General features: G+C 73.7%; 14 protein-coding genes. 10 read left to right on the top strand and 4 right to left on the bottom strand.

From position 1 onward, the window contains the following. The first annotated feature begins 180 nt into the window (after positions 1–180). Positions 181–1,014 carry an alpha/beta fold hydrolase gene (locus AC07DC_RS23180; RefSeq protein WP_478916327.1) on the top strand — a complete coding sequence of 278 codons (834 nt, stop codon included), beginning with the start codon at positions 181–183 and terminating at the stop codon, positions 1,012–1,014. Here the strand turns inward: AC07DC_RS23180 and AC07DC_RS23185 are convergent. Further along, on the bottom strand, positions 992–1,954 hold the full coding sequence (locus tag AC07DC_RS23185) for a DMT family transporter (protein ID WP_478916328.1): 963 nt from the start codon (positions 1,952–1,954) through the stop codon (positions 992–994). The two genes, AC07DC_RS23180 and AC07DC_RS23185, sit on opposite strands and share 23 nt — an antisense overlap. Positions 1,955–2,000: 46 nt before the next feature. Here AC07DC_RS23185 and pdxR point away from each other — a divergent pair, with 46 nt between their 5' ends. From pdxR to AC07DC_RS23205, 4 genes are all read left to right on the top strand, one after another. Continuing rightward, the gene (pdxR, locus tag AC07DC_RS23190; protein ID WP_478916329.1) at positions 2,001–3,434 is read left to right on the top strand and encodes a MocR-like pyridoxine biosynthesis transcription factor PdxR; all 1,434 of its coding nucleotides are present in this window, start codon (positions 2,001–2,003) and stop codon (positions 3,432–3,434) included. 145 nt (positions 3,435–3,579) lie between these two features. Further along, a complete protein-coding gene (locus tag AC07DC_RS23195) occupies positions 3,580–4,950 on the top strand; it encodes an MFS transporter (RefSeq protein WP_478916330.1) in 1,371 nt (456 codons plus the stop codon). Positions 4,951–5,129: 179 nt separating this feature from the next. Next, the gene (locus AC07DC_RS23200) at positions 5,130–6,755 is read left to right on the top strand and encodes an alkaline phosphatase D family protein (protein WP_478916331.1); all 1,626 of its coding nucleotides are present in this window, start codon (positions 5,130–5,132) and stop codon (positions 6,753–6,755) included. A gap of 222 nt (positions 6,756–6,977) precedes the next feature. Continuing rightward, positions 6,978–8,321: a GNAT family N-acetyltransferase gene (locus AC07DC_RS23205; RefSeq protein ID WP_478916332.1), complete on the top strand. Its 1,344-nt coding sequence runs from the start codon at positions 6,978–6,980 to the stop codon at positions 8,319–8,321. Here the strand turns inward: AC07DC_RS23205 and AC07DC_RS23210 are convergent. Further along, positions 8,305–9,489, bottom strand: a complete 1,185-nt coding sequence (locus tag AC07DC_RS23210) for a trans-sulfuration enzyme family protein (RefSeq protein ID WP_478916333.1) — start codon at positions 9,487–9,489, stop codon at positions 8,305–8,307. The two genes, AC07DC_RS23205 and AC07DC_RS23210, sit on opposite strands and share 17 nt — an antisense overlap. 59 nt (positions 9,490–9,548) lie before the next feature. Here AC07DC_RS23210 and AC07DC_RS23215 point away from each other — a divergent pair, with 59 nt between their 5' ends. The 4 genes from AC07DC_RS23215 to AC07DC_RS23230 all read left to right on the top strand — a co-directional run bounded on the left by AC07DC_RS23215 (position 9,549) and on the right by AC07DC_RS23230 (position 13,477). Beyond that, positions 9,549–10,067, top strand: a complete 519-nt coding sequence (locus AC07DC_RS23215; protein WP_478916334.1) for an Lrp/AsnC family transcriptional regulator — start codon at positions 9,549–9,551, stop codon at positions 10,065–10,067. A gap of 78 nt (positions 10,068–10,145) precedes the next feature. After that, positions 10,146–11,828 (top strand): DUF885 domain-containing protein, encoded by a 1,683-nt coding sequence (locus AC07DC_RS23220; RefSeq protein WP_478916335.1) that lies wholly within the window; start codon positions 10,146–10,148, stop codon positions 11,826–11,828. A 202-nt stretch (positions 11,829–12,030) separates the two neighbouring features. Beyond that, complete coding sequence (locus tag AC07DC_RS23225) at positions 12,031–12,894, top strand: ATP-grasp domain-containing protein (RefSeq protein ID WP_478916336.1); 864 nt, start codon at positions 12,031–12,033, stop codon at positions 12,892–12,894. A gap of 58 nt (positions 12,895–12,952) precedes the next feature. Then, entirely contained in the window at positions 12,953–13,477 is a 525-nt protein-coding gene (locus AC07DC_RS23230) for a GNAT family N-acetyltransferase (protein WP_478916337.1), read from the top strand. Positions 13,478–13,550: 73 nt separating this feature from the next. Here the strand turns inward: AC07DC_RS23230 and AC07DC_RS23235 are convergent, their stop codons facing one another. Then, on the bottom strand, positions 13,551–14,030 hold the full coding sequence (locus AC07DC_RS23235) for a rhodanese-like domain-containing protein (protein ID WP_478916338.1): 480 nt from the start codon (positions 14,028–14,030) through the stop codon (positions 13,551–13,553). 94 nt (positions 14,031–14,124) lie between these two features. Here AC07DC_RS23235 and AC07DC_RS23240 point away from each other — a divergent pair, with 94 nt between their 5' ends. Continuing rightward, positions 14,125–14,571, top strand: a complete 447-nt coding sequence (locus AC07DC_RS23240) for an Lrp/AsnC family transcriptional regulator (RefSeq protein WP_478916339.1) — start codon at positions 14,125–14,127, stop codon at positions 14,569–14,571. On the opposite strand, the gene AC07DC_RS23245 is transcribed toward AC07DC_RS23240, so the two are convergent. Continuing rightward, positions 14,561–17,584, bottom strand: a complete 3,024-nt coding sequence (locus AC07DC_RS23245; RefSeq protein ID WP_478916340.1) for an AAA family ATPase — start codon at positions 17,582–17,584, stop codon at positions 14,561–14,563. The genes AC07DC_RS23240 and AC07DC_RS23245 overlap by 11 nt on opposite strands. Positions 17,585–17,587: the final 3 nt, after the last annotated feature.

Consider the following 17,587-nt stretch of genomic DNA (forward strand, 5'->3'; position numbering starts at 1 on the left):
GTTCGGCCGCACCGCGAGAGAGGGGCCCCGACCGAGACGGGGGCGCCCGGTCGGGGCTGCTGGCCGGGCCGGCGCTGAGCACCGGCCCGTGTTCAGTGAACTCACGGTGCCCCATAGGAGTTCCCGGCCTTCACCGATACCCTTGCTGACGTCACATCTACCAACGGTCAGGAGCGCCGCATGCCCCGAACCGCCTCCCTCGTCGAGGTCTCCCCCGTCGGTCTCCCGCCCGTTCTCGTCGCCTACGAGCGCCACGGTGCGGGAGAACCGCTGGTGCTGCTGCACGGCATAGGGCACCACCTGCAGGCGTGGGACCCGGTGGCCGGGCTGCTCGCCGCCGAGCGGGACGTCATCGCCGTGGACCTGCCCGGCTTCGGCCAGTCGCCCGCGCAACACGCGTCGGTACCCAGTGACCTGCCGACCGCAGTCGCCGCGCTCGACGCGTTCTTCACCGCGCTCGGGCTCGACCGCCCGCACGTGGTCGGCAACTCCCTGGGCGGGCTCGTCGCCCTGCACCTGGGCCGCGAGCGGCTCGTGCGCAGTGTGACGGCGCTCTCCCCGGCCGGGTTCTGGACCGAGTCGGAGCGGCGCTACGCGTTCACCGTGCTGGGGGCCATGCGGCGCGGCGCCCAACTGCTGCCGCCGACCACCGTGGAGCGGCTGGCCCGCAGTACCGCCGGCCGGGCCGCGCTCACCAGCGCGATCTACTCCCGCCCCGGACAGCGTTCGCCCGAGGCGGTGGTGGCCGAGACCCGCGCCATGCGCGAGGCGGCCGGTTTCGAGGCCACGCTGGCGGCGGGCCGTGCGGGCGTGGTCTTCGCCGACGACATTCCGGATCTCCCGGTGACCATCGCCTGGGGCACCCAGGACCGTGTCCTGCTGCGCCGTCAGGGGATCCGCGCCAAGCACACCATCCCCGGCGCCCGGCTGGTCCGGCTGCCCGGCTGCGGCCATGTGCCGATGAACGACGACCCGGAGCTGGTGGCCAGGGTCATCCTCGACGGCTCGCGCTGACCGCCGGCCGGGCCTGTCCGGTCCGGCCTGTCAGGGCTCCGGTCCGCTCCTTCGGCGTGCGCCGGGCGAGCATTCCGGAGCCCACCGCGACACCCGCCGCCACCAGCAGGCTGCCCGCGAGCCGCCCCGGCCCGAAGCTGCCCACGCCGACCAGTGGCGCGGTCAGTGCCGCCGAGACCGGGATGAGCCCGGAGAAGAGCGTGGCGCGCTCGGCGCCGATGCGCTGCATCCCGGCGTACCAGCAGACGAAGCCGATGACGGTCGCCACGACGGCCTGCCAGCCCAGCGCCAGCGCCTCGCCCGCGTCCGGCAGCCGCAGCGCGGCCCGTCCGTCGAGCAGCACTCCCAGCAGTCCGGCCTCGACGGCGGCGAAGCCGCAGACGCACGTCGACAGCAGTCGCGGACCCAGCGGTCCGACCAGCGGTGCGGCGACCACCGCGAAGGCGACCTCCCCGGCCAGCGCCGCCACCGACCACACCAGCCCGGCCGTGTCGGTGCCGCCCCAACCCTGGACGGCGAAGGCGCCGCCCGCGACGAGCAGCGCCCCGGCCAGTACCGCGCGGGTGGGCCTTCTGCCGGCCAGCAGCGGCACGAGCACCGCCACGACGATCGGCGCGCAGCCCACCAGCACGCCGGGCACCGCGGGTTGTGCGGTGCGCTCGGCGGCGAGCACCGCGAGGTTGAAGCCGACCATGCCGGTCGCGGCGAGCACCGCGATCCGCACCCACTGCCGTCCGGTGAGCGCGCGCAGCCGGGCGGCCGTGTCGACGGTGCTTCTGAGGGTGAGCAGGGCGAGCAGGCCGAAGGCGATGCCGTACCGCAGCGCCTGGCCTCCGGCGTGCGGGTACTCGACGAGTGCGCCGTTGGCGGTGAAGGAACCGCCGACCAGGACACAGGCGAGCGCGGCCAGCAGCGCTCCACGGCGCTGGAATGAGTTCATGGGATGACGCTATGAAGAGAACCGGTCCGGATTAAGGTCCAATCCCATGGCTGCTTCGAGGACCACTTCCGACGACGGCGCCGGCACCGCCGCCTGGGAGCTGCTGCTCCCGTCGGCTGCCGCTCCCGCGCGCAGCCGCGGCCGCGCGCTGCAGGCGGCGCTGCGCGACGCGGTGCGCTCCGGCCGGCTGGCACCCGGAACCCAGCTGCCGTCGAGCCGGGAACTCGCCGCCGACCTGCGGGTGTCGCGCGGCCTGGTGACGGACGCCTACGCGCAGCTGACCGCCGAGGGGTATCTGAGCGGGCGGCAGGGCTCCGGAACGTGGGTGACCAGCGCGTGCGCGGGTCCCGTGGCACCCGCCCCCGGGCCGTTCGCGGCGGACGACCGGGGTGGTCCTTCGGACTTCCGGCCGGGGTTGCCGGACCTGTCGCTCTTCCCGCGCGCCGCCTGGTCGGCCGCCCACCGCAGGGTGCTGACCCGGCTGCCGCACCGGGCGTTCGGCTATCCCGATCCCCGCGGGCTGCCCGAACTGCGCGCGGCGCTCACCGATCTGCTGGCCCGCCGACGCGGAGTCGCGGTGGAGCCCGACCGGGTCGTGGTCTGTTCCGGGGTCGCGCAGGCGCACACCCTGATCGGGCTGGTCCTGCGGGACCGGGGGGAGCGCCGGGTGGCGGTGGAGGATCCGGGCAGCCCCGAGCACACGGCACTGTTCGCTGCGGCCGGGCTGGAGTCGGTCCCGGTGCCCGTCGACTGCGACGGCCTGGACCCGGCGGCGCTGGCCGCCACCGGGGTGCGGGCGGCGGTGGTCACGCCGGCCCACCAGTTCCCTTCGGGGGTGGCGTACACCGCCCGGCGGCGCGGCGAACTCGCCGACTGGGCACGGGAGAGCGGCGGGCTGCTGATCGAGGACGACTACGACGGGGACTTCCGCTACGACCGGGCACCCGTCGGCGCCCTGCAGGGGCTGGCCCCCGACCGGGTCGCCTACACCGGATCCGTCAGCAAGTCGCTGGCTCCCGGACTGCGGCTGGGCTGGCTCGTCGCACCGGCCGGCCTTGCGGCCGAGGTCGCGGCACGCAAGCGGACGATGGACCTCGGCAATCCGGTGACCGAGCAGGCCGTCCTCGCGGAGTTCATTGCCGGCGGCCACTACGACCGGCAGTTGCGGCGCTGCCAGCGCTTGTACCGCACCCGCCGCAACGCGCTGGTCGAGGCGCTGGAGCGGTGCTTTCCCGGTGCTCGGGTCAGCGGGATCGCGGCCGGACTGCATGTGATCGCGGCGCTGCCCGCGCGGTACGGACCCGAGGCACGCTTCCTCGCGACGGCCGCGGCGGCGGGTGTCGCGGTGCGCCCGCTGTCCGACTACACCCGGCGCGCAGGCGCCGCGGACGACGGCCGGGTGCACCTCGTCATGGGGTACGCGCATCTGTCGCCGGCGGACATCGAGCGGTCGGTCCGCCTGCTCGCCGAAGGATTTTGATCTCGAATCGGCAACAGCAGGTTTGAGTTCGCGATACCCCCTTCTGTCACGGTCGTCCCACTTGATAGATATGACGCAGCGCGTTCCTGTCGGTCGATAGGCGCTCCACCCCCTTTTGGCCTTCGTCCTGTTGAGAGGTACGCCCATGCCTCCGCGCCCCCGCGCGGCGGTCCTGCCCCTGGTCGCGGTCTTCGCCGCCGGGTATCTCGCCGCCTATCTGCTGCCCACCCTCGTCGGACACCTGGGATCCTCCCCCGGTGGCCTCGGCCTGAGCAGCGCCCACGCGGGCGCTGTCGGCAGCGCCCTCCTGCTCTCCTCCGCCGGTGCGGGACTGACCCTCGCCTCCCGCGTCGACCGCGTGGGGCCCGTCCGGCTCGCCCGCGCCGGTCTGCTGCTCATGGTGGCGGGCTTCGCGCTCGCCGCCGGCACGTCCCTCGTTCCGCTGGTGGTCGCCGGCTGCGTCATCGGCGGCTTCGGCTCCGGGACGGCGACAGCGGTCGCCGCCGTCGGGATCGCCGCCCGCCCGGACCCACACCGCGCGTCGGTGCTGGGCCTGTTGACCACCTCGGCGACGGCCGGCGCGCTGTATCTGGTGCTGCCGCGGCTCGGCGGCGGCCACGCCATGCCGTTCGCCGCGATCGCCTGCGCCGCGGCGCTGGCCCTGCCCGCGGCGGGCCGGCTCCCGGCCGCTCCGGAACGGGTCGGCGCACCGCGCCGCGACGTCCCGGCCCGGCTGCCGCACCGCCGCTCCGGCGCCGTGCTGGCCGTCGCCATGCTGTGCTGGTCGATGGCGCAGAACGCCCTGTGGGGCGTGAGCGGGCGCATCGGCCTCGACCGGGCCGGGCTCTCCGAGGCCGCGCTCGGCCTGGTCTTCGCCGTCGCACTCGGCGGCGGTCTGGCCGGGGTCGGCGCGGCGGGCGCGCTCGGCTCCCGGCTCGGCCGCGCCGTCCCGATCGGCGTGGGCACCGCGGTCATCGCCACCTGTGTCGCGGTGAGCGCCTCGGCGGGCGGGGCCGTGCCGTTCGCGACGGGTGAGGTGCTGTGGAACACCGTCTACCCCGTGGTGCTCTCCTACCTGATCGGCCTGGCCGCCTCGCTCGACGGTCAGGGCCGGTGGGCCGTGCTGGCCGGCTCCGCCTCCAACCTCGGTGTCGCGTGCGGACCGCTGGCCGGAACGCTGCTCGCCGGCCACGCCGGCTACCCGGTCATGGGCGCCGTGCTGGCCTGCGTGCTGTTCGCCACCGCCGTGCCGCTCACGGCGGTCGCACTGCACAGCGGCGGCCGGGTGCTGCTGCCCGGCACCATCCGGCGGCGCGGTGGCGCGGCAGCGGCGGCAGTCGCGGGCGCGGCCGGCGCCCCGGCGGGAGCCGTGCCCGAACTGGGCGGCACCGAACTGGTGGTGACCGGCATCGACGTCGGCCCGACACCCACACCGGAACTGTCGCTCCTCCCACCGTCGGCGCCGCTGCCGGCCCCCCGCGAGGAGCCGGCCGCGGCGCAGCTCACGCGGGTCTAGGGAGGGCCACCACCGGCGGTGGCCCGCTACGGACGAACGTACCGGGCGGTGATCATCCGAGCGGCGGCGGCTCCGGCCGATCCGCCACGGGTGGCGTGTTCACCGCACGTTCGGCCGGACGGCATCCGGAACCAGTAGGAACGGAGGCGACGCGGGAAGCCGAGCAGCGGGAGTGGCAGATGTCGCAGGAAACTCAGGCAGCAGAGCAGGGACAGGGATCGCCGCAGCCGCAGCGTCCGGGCAGAGCGGTGGACCGCCGGACGGTGCTCGGCGGCGGCCTCGCCGCGGCCGGAGCGCTGCTCGTTCCCGCCGTGACGGCGGCGCCCGCACTGGCGCTGTCGGGCCGGCCGGCCGCGCCGTGGGGTGTGCAGAGTGGTGATGTCACGGCCACGTCCGGCCTGGTGTGGGTGCGTGCCGACCGGCCGGCCCGGATGCTGGTGGAGACGTCTGTCAGTGGCTCGTTCCGCGACGCGCGCCGCTGGCAGGGCCCGCTGTTGGGCCCGGAGACGGACTTCACCGGCACGACCTCGCTGCGCGGCCTGCCGCCCGGCGAGCAGGTCCACTACCGGGTGCTGCTGGCCGACCCGGACGACTACCGGCGCACCGGCGCACCGGTGGACGGCACCTTCCGCACCCCGTCGTCGCGGCGCCGCGACGATGTGCGGTTCCTGTGGTCGGGGGACCTCGCCGGGCAGGGCTGGGGCATCAATCCGGACATCGGCGGCTACCGCATCTACGAGGCGATGGAACGGCTCGACCCGGACTTCTTCCTGTGCAGCGGTGACAACATCTACGCCGACGGCCCGATCGCGCCCACCGCGGCGCTGCCCGACGGACGGATCTACCGCAACCTCACCACCCCGGAGAAGTCCAAGGTCGCCGAGACCCTCGCGGAGTTCCGCGGCGCGTTCCGCTACAACCTGCTCGACGACAAGCTACGCGCCTTCAACGGCCGGGTGCCCTCGATCATCCAGTGGGACGACCACGAGGTGCGCAACAACTGGTACCCGGGCGAGATCATGGACGACGCGCGGTACGCCCAGAAGAGCGTGGACGTGCTGGCGGCCCGCTCCCGGCAGGCGTTCTCCGAGTACTTCCCGATCTCGACGCTGCGGCCGAACACCGACGGCCGCGTCCAGCGGGTGCAGCACCACGGCCCGCTGCTGGACGTCTTCGTGCTGGACATGCGCACCTACCGCAATGCCAACTCCCCCGACACGCAGACGCAGGACGCGCAGGGCATCCTCGGGCGGGCGCAGCTGGAGTGGCTCAAGCGGGAGCTGCCCCGGTCCCGCGCGGTGTGGAAGGTGATCGCCGCCGACATGCCGCTGGGCCTGGTGGTGCCGGACACCACGGAGGGCCGGCCGAACATCGAGGCGGTCGCGCAGGGCGACCCGGGCGCGCCGCTCGGACGCGAGCTGCAGATCGCCGAGCTGCTGCGGTTCGTCAAGCACCGGCGGATCACCGGGACGGTGTGGCTGACCGCCGATGTGCATCACACGTCCGCGCAGCACTACCAGCCGTCCCGCGCGGCGTTCACTGACTTCGCACCGTTCTGGGAGTTCGTCTCCGGGCCGCTGAACGCCGGGGCGTTCCCCGCCAGCGCCCTGGACGGCACGTTCGGTCCCGAGCGGGTGTTCGTCAAGGCGCCCGAGCGTGCCAACGTCTCGCCCGCCGAGGGGTACCAGTTCTTCGGTCAGGTCGACATCGACGGGCACTCGGGCGAGCTGACGGTGCGGCTGCGCGAGCAGGACGGCACGGTGCTGTTCACCAAGGTGCTGCAGCCCGGCCGCGTCGGCCAGTAGGGCACCCGGTCAGTAAGCCACCCGGTCGGTAGGGCACCCTTCGGCCGCGCCCGCGCCGTTGTGCGCGCGGGTGCGGCCGCGTCCCGCGCCGACCGGCGGCGTGACATCGCCCGGGGTGCGGCAAACCCGTTGAAAGCGCAAATTAACCACCAGGAATCACCCTTAACCCACCGGTCATAGAACGTTCGTGATCACGCAACACATGTTCGACATGGTGTTCTCATGCCTCAGTTGACTCCTGCGAACCCACGCCCCGCCCGCTCCCACCGCCACCACTGGCGGCGCGACCTGGTAGAACTCGCCGCGCTCTTCACGGCGGTGGCCACCGCCGACCTGGTGTCCAATGTGGTCGTGCACGGTCCGGAAGGACCCGTCCTGCTGGCCGCCTCGGCCGTCGCACTGCTGGCGACGGCCGGATTCCACACATGGTGGGCACGCCGCCACAGCCATTCGCCGCCCGGACCCGCTCCGGCGGACGGGACGCAGGAGCCGGGCCCGGCGGCGCTGTGGCGGATGCGCACCACCGTGCGGGACACCCCCGGCAGCCTGGGCGCCGTGTGCATGGCACTGGCCGACGCGGGCGTCGACATCCTGACGCTGCAGACACATCCGCTGGCCGACGGCACGGTCGACGAGTTCCTGCTGCGAGCGCCCGGATCGGTACCGGCCGCCACGCTGGCGCAGGTCGTCGGGGCGGCCGGCGGACGCGACACCTGGACGGAGCGGGCCGACGCCCATGACCTGGTGGACACCCCCACCAGGATGCTCACCCTCGCCACCCGTACCGCCCTGGACGCCGCGGAGCTCCCGCTCGCCCTGCGCCAGCTCTTCGGCCGGTGCACGATCAGCTCGGTGCCGGCCGCGAAGGACGGCACGCCGGCGCCGGAGGACGCGCTGGACGAGACGGTGATGCGGCTGCGCGACCCGTCCGGCGGCACGATCACCGTCGAGCGGGCCTATCTGCCGTTCACCCCGACCGAGTTCGCCCGGGCCCGCGCCCTGGTGGAACTCGACTCGCGCCTGGGCGCGCGGATGCCGGAGAGCAAGGACGTGCTGACGCTGCCGGAGGGCAACGAGATCACGATCCGCCGGGCCGGACCCGAGGACCTGCCGGCCGCCCGCGCCATGCACGACCGCTGCTCCCCGGCGACGCTCGCGCAGCGCTATCACGGCCCGGTCCCCGACGCGGACCGCTATCTGACACATCTGCTCAGCCCGCGCTTCGGCCGGACGCTGGCCGTCGAGACGGCGTCGGGCCGGCTGGTCGCGCTCGCGCACCTGCTGTGGGACGGCGACGAGAACGAGGTCGCCCTGCTGGTCGAGGACGACTGGCAGCGGCGCGGCATCGGCGTGCAGTTGCTGCGCAAGCTCGTCGGCCATGCCGTCGAGGCGGGCCGGAGCAGCGTGTACGCCGTCACGCAAGCGACCAACACCGGCATGGTGGCGACCATGCGCGATCTGGGACTTCCGCTGGACTACCAGGTCGAGGACGGCACGCTGGTGATCACCGCGACGCTGGCGCCGTCGGGCGTGCCGTCCTCGGCGAAGGTCACGAGCCGGAACTGACCGCGGGGGCGAGGTCGTGCGCCACGGTCGCGGCCCGCAGCGCACCGTCCAGGTCGCGCCACAGGTCCTCGACGTCCTCCAGGCCGACGGACATCCGCAGCAGCCGGTCACTGACACCGGCCGCCCGGCGGTCCCGCTCCTCGACGACGCGGTGGCTGATCGAGGCCGGGTGCTGGATGAGGGTGTCGACGCTGCCGAGGCTGACGGCCGGGGTGATCAGCCGGACCGCTCCGATCACCTGGTGCGGATCGCCGTGCACCTCGAACGCGACCATGGCGCCGCCGATCCGCGGGTAGTGCACCGCCGCCACCCGCGGGTCGGCGGCCAGCCGCCCGGCGAGGACTTCGGCGCTCTGCGAGGCGGCGCGCATCCGTACCGGAAGCGTCGACAGCCCGCGCAGCAGCAGATAGCCGGCGAGCGGGTGCAGGACGCCGCCGGTGGCGAAGCGGACCCGGCGCAGCAGGCCGGCGAACTCCTCGTCGCAGGCCACCACCCCGCCGAGCACGTCCCCGTGACCGCCGAGGTACTTCGTCGCGCTGTGCAGCACGATGCTCGCGCCGAGCTCGGCGGGGCGTTGCAGTACCGGCGTGGCGAAGGTGTTGTCCGCGAGCAGCGGCACCGTTCCGCAGGCGTGCGCCATCGCGCGCAGGTCGAGTTCCGCGAGGGTGGGGTTGGCGGGGGTCTCGACCAGGACCAGCCCGGTGTCGGGCCGGATCGCGTCGGCGACGCCCGCCGGGTCCACCCAGGTCACCTCGGTGCCCAGCAGTCCGCCGGTCAGCAGATGGTCGCTGCACCCGTACAGCGGGCGGACCGCGACCACGTGCCGCAGCCCCAGGGATCCGCGCGCCAGCAGGCAGGCGCTCAGCGCGGCCATGCCGCTGGCGAAGGCGACCGCGTCGTCGGTGCCTTCGAGCCGGGCCAGGGCGGTCTCGAAACGGCTGACGGTCGGATTGTCCAGCCGGCCGTAGACGGGCGGGCCCTCCAGCCGGGCCCCGGTGGCGGCGAACGCGTCGAGCCGGGCGGCCTCGCCCCGGCTGTCGTACGACGGGTACGTCGTGGACAGATCCAGGGGCACTGCGTGCACGCCGAGCGCGGCGAGGTCCTCGCGGCCGGCGTGCACCGCTTCGGTGGCCAGGGAACGAGGCGGTGTCACTGCGTGTTCTTCCATGCCCAAAGCCTGAACAATCGGCGCCCTCGGATGCGAGAATCCCGTGCTACGTTCGGTCGATGACCGATTCTGTCACTTTGGATCCGATCGATCTGGAAATTCTCCGGGTGCTGCAGAACGATTCCCGGACCACCAACCGCGACCTCGCGACGGCGGTCGGCGTCGCCCCGTCCACCTGCCTGGACCGGGTGGCGCGGCTGCGCCGCACCGGAGTGATCCTCGGACACGAGCTGCGGCTGGATCCCGCCAAGCTCGGCCGCGGTCTGGAGGCGCTGCTGTCGGTCCAGGTACGGCCGCACCGCAGGGAACTGATCAGCCCGTTCGTGACCCGGATCCGCGAGCTTCCCGAGACCAGGGCACTGTTCCACCTCACCGGCCCCGACGACTACCTCGTCCATGTCGCGGTGACCGGTACGTCCGATCTGCAGCGGCTGGTGATCGACGAGTTCACCTCGCGCCGCGAGGTCGCCCGGGTGGAGACCCGGCTGATCTTCCAGCAGTGGGACTGCGGCCCCCTGCTGCCGCCGGTGCCGGGTGCCTGGTCGCCGGGCGCGCGGCCGCCGGCGTCAGGTACGTAGGCGTCAGGTACATAGGCGTCAGGTACGTAGCCAAGAAGAATGATGACGCGGCGGGCCTGTTCGTACGAGGATGGCCGCATGTCCACGATTACCAGCAGCCCGCTGCCCCGCGAAGTGGCCGACGCGTACGTCGACCACCTCATCGAACTCGACCCGATCATGGGTACCTACCTCGGCGTCGCGCAGAGCAATTCCGCTCTGCCGGACTTCTCCCCCGCCGGGACGCGCGCCCTCGTCGACCTCGCCCGCACCACTCTGGACCTCCTGACGCAGGCCGAGGCGCAGCCGGGCGCGGACAGCGAGGCGGAGCGACGCTGCGCGCGACTGCTGCGGGAGCGCCTGAACGCCGAACTCGCGGTGCACGAGGCCGGGGAAGGGCTGCGCGCGGTCAGCAACATCCACTCTCCGCTGCACTCGGTGCGCGAGGTCTTCAGCGTCACGCCTTCCGGGACCCCGGAGGAGTGGACGGTGCTCGCCGCCCGGCTGCGCGCCGTCCCGGCCGCCCTGGAGGGGTACCGCGAATCGCTCGCCGAAGGCATCGAGCGCAAGCTGCCGGCCGGCCCCCTCCAGGTGGCGACCGTCATCGGCCAGCTGACCGACTGGATCGGCACCGACAGCAGCTTCTTCGGGAACCTCACCGCGGCCGGCCCCGAGGAGCTGCGCGGTGAGCTGGACGCCGCCTCCGCCACCGCCACCGAAGCGCTGGTGGCGCTGCGCGACTGGCTGCGCGACACCTACGCCCCGAGCGTCGAGGGCGCGCCGGAGACCGTCGGCCGCGAGCGCTACGCCCGCTGGTCGCGGTATTGGAACGGCACCGACCTCGATCTCGACGAGGCCTACGCGTACGGCTGGGCCGAGTACCACCGCATCCACGGTGAGATGAAGGCCGAGGCCACCAAGATCGTGCCCGGCGCGACCCCCTGGGAAGCCCTGTCGCACCTCGACAAGCACGGCACGCACATCGAAGGCGTCGAGGAGGTCAGGAGCTGGCTCCAGGCGCTGATGGACGAGGCCATCGAGTCCCTGGACGGCACCCACTTCGAGCTGGCCGACCGCGTCAAGCGCGTCGAATCGCGGATCGCCCCGCCCGGCGGCGCCGCGGCCCCGTACTACCTGCAGCCGTCGGAGGACTTCTCCCGCCCCGGCACGACGTGGCTGCCGACGATGGGCAAGACCAGTTTCCCCGTCTACGACCTGGTCTCCACCTGGTACCACGAGGGCGTACCCGGCCACCACCTGCAGCTCGCCCAGTGGACGCACGTCGCCGAATCCCTGTCCCGCTACCAGGCGACCGTCGGTCTGGTCAGCGCGAACTGCGAGGGCTGGGCGTTGTACGCCGAGCGCCTCATGGACGAGCTGGGCTTCCTCACCGACCCCGAGCGCCGGCTCGGCTACCTCGACGCACAGATGATGCGCTCGACCCGCATCATCGTCGACATCGGTATGCACCTGGAGCTGGAGATCCCCGCCGACTCCCCGTTCCACCCCGGCGAGCGCTGGACGCCGGAGCTGGGCCGGGAGTTCTTCGGTCTGCACAGCGGCCGCCCCGCCGAATTCGTCGACAGCGAGCTGATCCGCTACCTGGGCATGCCCGGCCAGGCCATCGGCTACAAGCTCGGTGAGCGCGCCTGGCTGACCGGCCGCGAGGCCGCCCGTCAGGCCCACGGTGACGCCTTCGACGCCAAGGCCTGGCACATGGCCGCCCTCTCCCAGGGCTCTCTCGGCCTCGACGACCTGGTCACCGAGCTCTCGGCCCTGTAGGGACACAGCGGGGCCCCAACCGGACCTCGCAGACATTTCCGTGCGGGCGTTTCCGTGCGGGCCTTTCCGTGCGGGCGGCGGCGGATCACTTCCGCAGCCGTCCGCACGGAACCGCGTCCGGAACAGCGCGTCCGGAGCCGCGTCCGGAGCTGAATCCAGCGCCGCCGCATGAGCCCGCCCACAGCCGATCTAGGCTGCCCGCATGGGGACCACCATCATCTTCTGCGCGGATCCGCTGAATCCGCGGCGACCGGACGCCCATTTCGCACCCGAGGCGCGGGCCGCGCGGGAACTGGGCCTGACGGTCGCGCTGCTCGACCATGACGCACTGCTCGCCGGAGATCTGGCGGGCGCTGTCGCCCGGGTCCCGCGGGGCACCGGGCCCGCCTGGTACCGCGGCTGGATGATCCCCGGTGACCACTACAGCAGCCTTGCGGAAGCACTCGACGCGCGCGGCTGCACGCTGCTGACGGAGCCGGACCGCTATCGCGCGGCGCATGAACTGCCCGGCTGGTACGGCACGTTCGAGGAGCTGACGCCGCGCAGCGTCTGGCTGCCCGTCGACGCCGGCCGGCCACCGGACGCGACGGCGCTGGCCGGGCTCACGGCGCCACTGGGCGGCGGCCCCGGCATCGTCAAGGACTTCGTCAAGTCCCGCAAACACGAATGGGACGAGGCCTGTTACGTGCCCGACCTCGCGGACACCGCGCGGCTCGCGGCCGTCACCGCGTGCTTCGTCGAGCGGCAGGGCGACTTCCTCACGGGCGGAGTCGTCGTCCGGGCCTTCGAGGAGTTCACGGACACCGGCGAGGCACGAGTGTGGTGGGTGGACGCGGAACCGGTCCTCGTCACCGCCCACCCCGACACCCCGCAGCTCCGGCCACGGCCGGAGCTGGACCGGGTACAGCCGCTGGTGGCCGCCCTGGGCTGCCGTTTCGTCACCACCGACCTCGCGCTGCGGGCCGATGGGCGGTGGCGGGTGGTCGAGGTCGGGGACGGCCAGGTCAGCGATCTGCCGCGGGACGCGGACCCGACCGCTCTGGCCGGAAAACTCGCCGCCGCCTGAGGACGACGAGGGGTACTCTGCAGATCCTTTGCCTTCTTCGAGAGGACGGTCCCGATCCATGACCCTGCGCACCTCCCACCACGACGGCCGACAGGTGCTCGAATCCGGGCGGGTGACGCTGCGCGAGCAACTGCCCGCCGACTGCGCGCTGCTGGCCGAGGGCAAGCCCGCCGAGCTCGTCTGGATCGACGGCATACCCGGTGAGGGCACCATCCGCGCCTCCGGAATGACGGTCGCGGCGGACGCGGCCGGGGTGTTCCAGCCCGGCTGGGGAGTGTTCGCGATCCAGCGGTCCGAGGACGGGATCGCGATCGGCGGCATCGGTTTCCACGGACCCCCCACCGACGGCGTCGCCGAGATCGGCTACGACCTGTCGGTCTCCGCCCGCGGCGCCGGCTGGGCCACCGACGCCGTGCTGACACTGGCGCAGTGGGCGCTCGGCCGGCCCGGTGTCCGCGTACTCCTCGCGACCACCGAACCGGACAACATCCCGTCCCAACGAGTCCTGGAGCGAGCAGGCTTCAACCGCGTCGCAGACCACGGAAACCTGCGCGCGTTCGAACTGCCGGGCCCGGCGGCCTGAGCCGGCCCGTCCCGCCCGTCGGCGCACGTGCGGGACCGGCTGCACGACGGCCGGTCCCGGCCGCCCGACACGGTCAGCAGCCGCAGTCGTCGGCGCCCACCGGGGCGGTGAGGGGGTCCGCGTCGCGCCTGTCCTCGCCCTCGAAGGTCTCGAAGGGGAAGCCCTCACGGATCCAGTACTCCATGCCGCCGAGCATCTCCTTGACCTGGTAGCCGAGGGTCGCCAGGGCGTGGGCCGCTCGGGTCGCGCCGTTGCAGCCGGGGCCCCAGCAGTAGACGACGACCGGGACCGCGCGGTCCAGGAACTCCCCGGCGAGCTGCGGGATCTGGGCGGTGGGCAGGTGCACGGCGCCCGGTACGTGGCCCTGGTCCCAGGATTCGGTGCTGCGCGAGTCGACAACGACGAAGCCGGGGTTGTCGGCCTGCAGGCCGGCCGCGACGTCGGAGACATCGGCGTGGAAGGCGAGGCTGGCGGCGAAGTACGCGGCCGCCGCGGCGGGCGCGGCCGGCGGGACGCGGAGGACGGGGTTCTCGGAAACGATCATCTTGGTCATGGCTGGAAATCTACGGAACCGGGCCGAGGCCGGGAAGTGGGATTCCCCGGCGATCTCCTTGCTCGGCCGGGGTTTCCCCTGCTATCCATCGGTCATGACCACTGAATCCCTCGACGCAACCGACTGGCGCATCCTGGAAGCCCTGCAGCGCGACGGCCGGGCCAGTTACGCGGACCTGGCGCGTGCCGTCGCGATGTCGCCCAGTGCCGTCACGGAGCGGGTCCGTCGGCTGGAGGAGACCGGGGTGATCACCGGCTATTCCGCGGTCATCGACCACGACCGGATCGGCCTGCCGATCCTGGCCCTGGTGCGGCTGCGCTATCCGACGGGCAACTACAAGCCGTTCCACGATCTGCTGGCATCGACGCCGGAGATTCTGGAGGCGCACCATGTCACGGGCGACGACTGCTTCGTGATGAAGGTGGCGGCCCGCTCGATGCGGCATCTGGAGGAGACCGCCGGCCGGATCTCGGGCCTCGGTTCGGTCACCACCAGCGTCGTCTACTCCTCGCCGCTGACCCGCCGCCCGCTCACGCTGTGACGCGGGCGGCGCCGCGCTGGGCGACCGTGGAGCCCGACTGACCCTTGACGACCCGCAGTTGGGCGGGGATCCGCTGCCGCAGATCGGCGACGTGGCTGACGATGCCGACGGCGCGGTCCCGTTCCCGCAGCGCGTCCAGGACGTCCAGCACCTCGTCCAGGGTCTGCTCGTCGAGGCTGCCGAAGCCCTCGTCGATGAAGAGCGTGTCCAGCCGCGTGCCGCCCGCCTCGTCGGTGACCACGTCCGCGAGACCGAGCGCGAGTGCCAGGGAGGCGGAGAACGTCTCGCCGCCCGACAGGGTCGCGGTGTCGCGCTCGGTGCCCGTCCAGGCGTCGACGGCCATCAGGCCCAGCCCGGACCGGGAGCGGCCCGCGCTCCGGGCGTCGCTGTGGACCAGGGTGTAGCGGCCCGACGACATGCGCTGCAGCCGGACGCTGGCGGCAGCCGCCACCTGCTCCAGCCGGGCGGCCAGGACGTACGTCTCCAGCTCCATCTTCAGCTGGTTCTCGGTGGAGGTGCCGGCCGACAGATCCGCCAGCCGGCGGATGCGGGCGTACTCGGCGCGGGCCGGGGCCAGTTCCGCGGCTTTCGCGGCGGCCTGCGCCCCGAGTCGGTCGAGGTCGGCGTAGCGCGTCGCCGCGGCGGCGTGCGCGGCGGCCGCGTCCCGCAGCCGGCCGGTCGTGGCGTCGACGGCCGCCCGCGCCCGCGCGGGATCGGCGGGCGGCAGAGCGGCGGCCGCGGCGAGTCCGGGCGCGGCCAGGTCGGCCGTGACGGCGGCCTCCTCGTCGCGCCATTGCGCCACGAGGTGCTCCAGCCGCAGCCGCCGGTCGGGCGCGTACAGGGCGCGGGCCGCGTCGGCGGGGGTGTCGAACCCGGCGCGGAACGCGGCGTCGGACAGTGCCGCGTCGGCCTCCTTCAACCGCTGGGCACCGTCGTGCTCGCGGTCGACGGCCTGTGCGGCCCTGGTCAGCAGCTCGACGCGGCGGGCCAGTTGCGATCTGCGGGCGGCCACCGTGGCGAAGTCGCCGCGCGCCCGGAGCAGTTGCTCGGCGATCCGCTCGTACTGCTCGTCCAGTTCCTCGCGCCGCGAGGTCCGTGCCGCGGCGCGGCTCAGTGCCTCGTGCCGCTCCGCGGTGCGGCGGTCGCGTTCGCGTTCGGCCTCGCCCAGGGCCTCGCGGGCGGCGTGCGTGTCGGCGGCGGCGCGCACCGTGAGTGCGTAGGCGCCGTCCAACGCGGTGTGCTCGGCGGCCAGTTCGTCCACCGGGGTGGCGCCCGCCGCTGCCAGGGCCGCGTCCCGCCCGGCGCGCGCCCGGCTCAGCTCGTCCTGCACGGCGCTCTGCGCGGCGGACGCGTTCTGGTAGGCGGCGTAGGCGCTGTCCTCGTCCTCGCGGGTGACCTGCCGGCCGGAGGGGAGGGCCGGCTCGGGGTGTTCGGCGGAGCCGCACACCCGGCAGTTCTCGCCGGGCACCAGGGCGGCAGCCAGTTCGGCGGCGATGCCGGAGATGCGCGCTTCGCGGGCGTCCTGCCAGGCCTCACGGGTGTCGGCGGTCTCGTCCCGGGCCGCACGATGCCGCTCCTCGGCCACGGTCAGGGCGCGGGCGTAGCGGTCACGTTCCCGGGCCGCGTCGAGGCGGCGGCGGGCCTGCTCGCGTTCGGCGTCCAGCGTTCCGGCGCGGGCTGCCGCGGCCTGAGCGTCATCGACGCGCCGCTGCAGGCGCAGCCGTTCCGGCTCCCAGCCGTCGAGCCAGACGTCGGCCTCCTGGACGGCCTCCTCGTCGCCGCGCGCCTCGGCTTCCAACCGGTCGCGGCGGTCGGCCAGTTCACCGGCGCGCTGCTCCAGTTCGCCGGCTTCGGCGAGCGATCCCAGCTCCTCGCGCAACTGGTTGGCGATCGTGGTGAGCTGTGAGGCGGCCGCCTCGGCGAGGTCGGCGGGGAGCTCCGCCCGCGCACTGCGCCGCGCGGCGAGCGCCTGCTGGTGCTGCGTCGCGGCCTTCTCCCGTAGTTCCAGGGCCGATTCGACGCCCGCGGCGCGGTGCGCCCGCTCCAGCCGGGCGCGCTGCTCGTCGCGTTCCGACCGGGCCCCGGCGATGGCGTCCGCGCGGCGGCAGGCGGCGGCATGGCGCTGCTGCAGCCCGTGCAACTCCTGGACGGCGCCGGCCTCGTCGCGGGCCCGCAGGTGCGCCTGTTCGGCCAGCTCCAGCGCGCTCGCGGCGATGTCGTACCCCTCGCGGGCGGTGGAGCGCAGCACGGCCGCCCATTGCAGGACCGGCCCGGCCAGATCGGAGTGGCCCGCCGCTGCGCGCGCCGGTACGCCCTCGGGCAGCCAGTCGTCCAGCGGCTCCGCGCCGGGGCCGGCCGCCTGGCCGAGGCGGCCGGCGAGGTTGTCCAGTTCCTGGTCGCCGGTCTGGATCCGCTGCTCGGCGGCGCGCCGGCGCTCCTTGAGCCATTCTTCGACGGCCTTGAAGCGGCGGGTGTCGAAGAGCCGGCCGAGCAGGGCGCCGCGCTCGGCGGCGGTGGCCCGCAGGAAGTTGGCGAACTGGCCCTGCGGCAACAGCACCACCTGGCAGAACTGCTCGCGGCTCATCCCGATCAGCTGCTTCAGTTCCTCACCGATCTCCTGGTGGGACTTGGACAGCGCCCGCCACTCGCCGTCGGTGCGCTCCCGCAGCAGCGTGACGGCCTTCTCCTGGGTCGTCCCGGAACCGCGCTTCTTCGGGCGCTGCTGCTCGGGCCGCCGGGTGATCTCCAAGTGCCGCCCGCCGACGTGCAGTTCGAGGACGACCTCGGTGCTGAGCGCGGCGTCCGCGTGGTCGCTGCGCAGCCGGCTGGCGGGACGGCTGCCGGGGACCTCGCCGTACAGGGCGAAGCAGACGCCGTCCAGGATGGAGGTCTTCCCCGCCCCGGTCGCGCCGTGCAGGAGGAACAGCCCGGCCGAGGACAGTTCGTCGAAGTCGACGCTCTCGGTACCGGCGAAGGGGCCGAAGGCGGTGAGGTCGAGCCGGTGCAGACGCATTGC

The organism is Streptomyces sp. NPDC045021 (assembly GCF_056432645.1).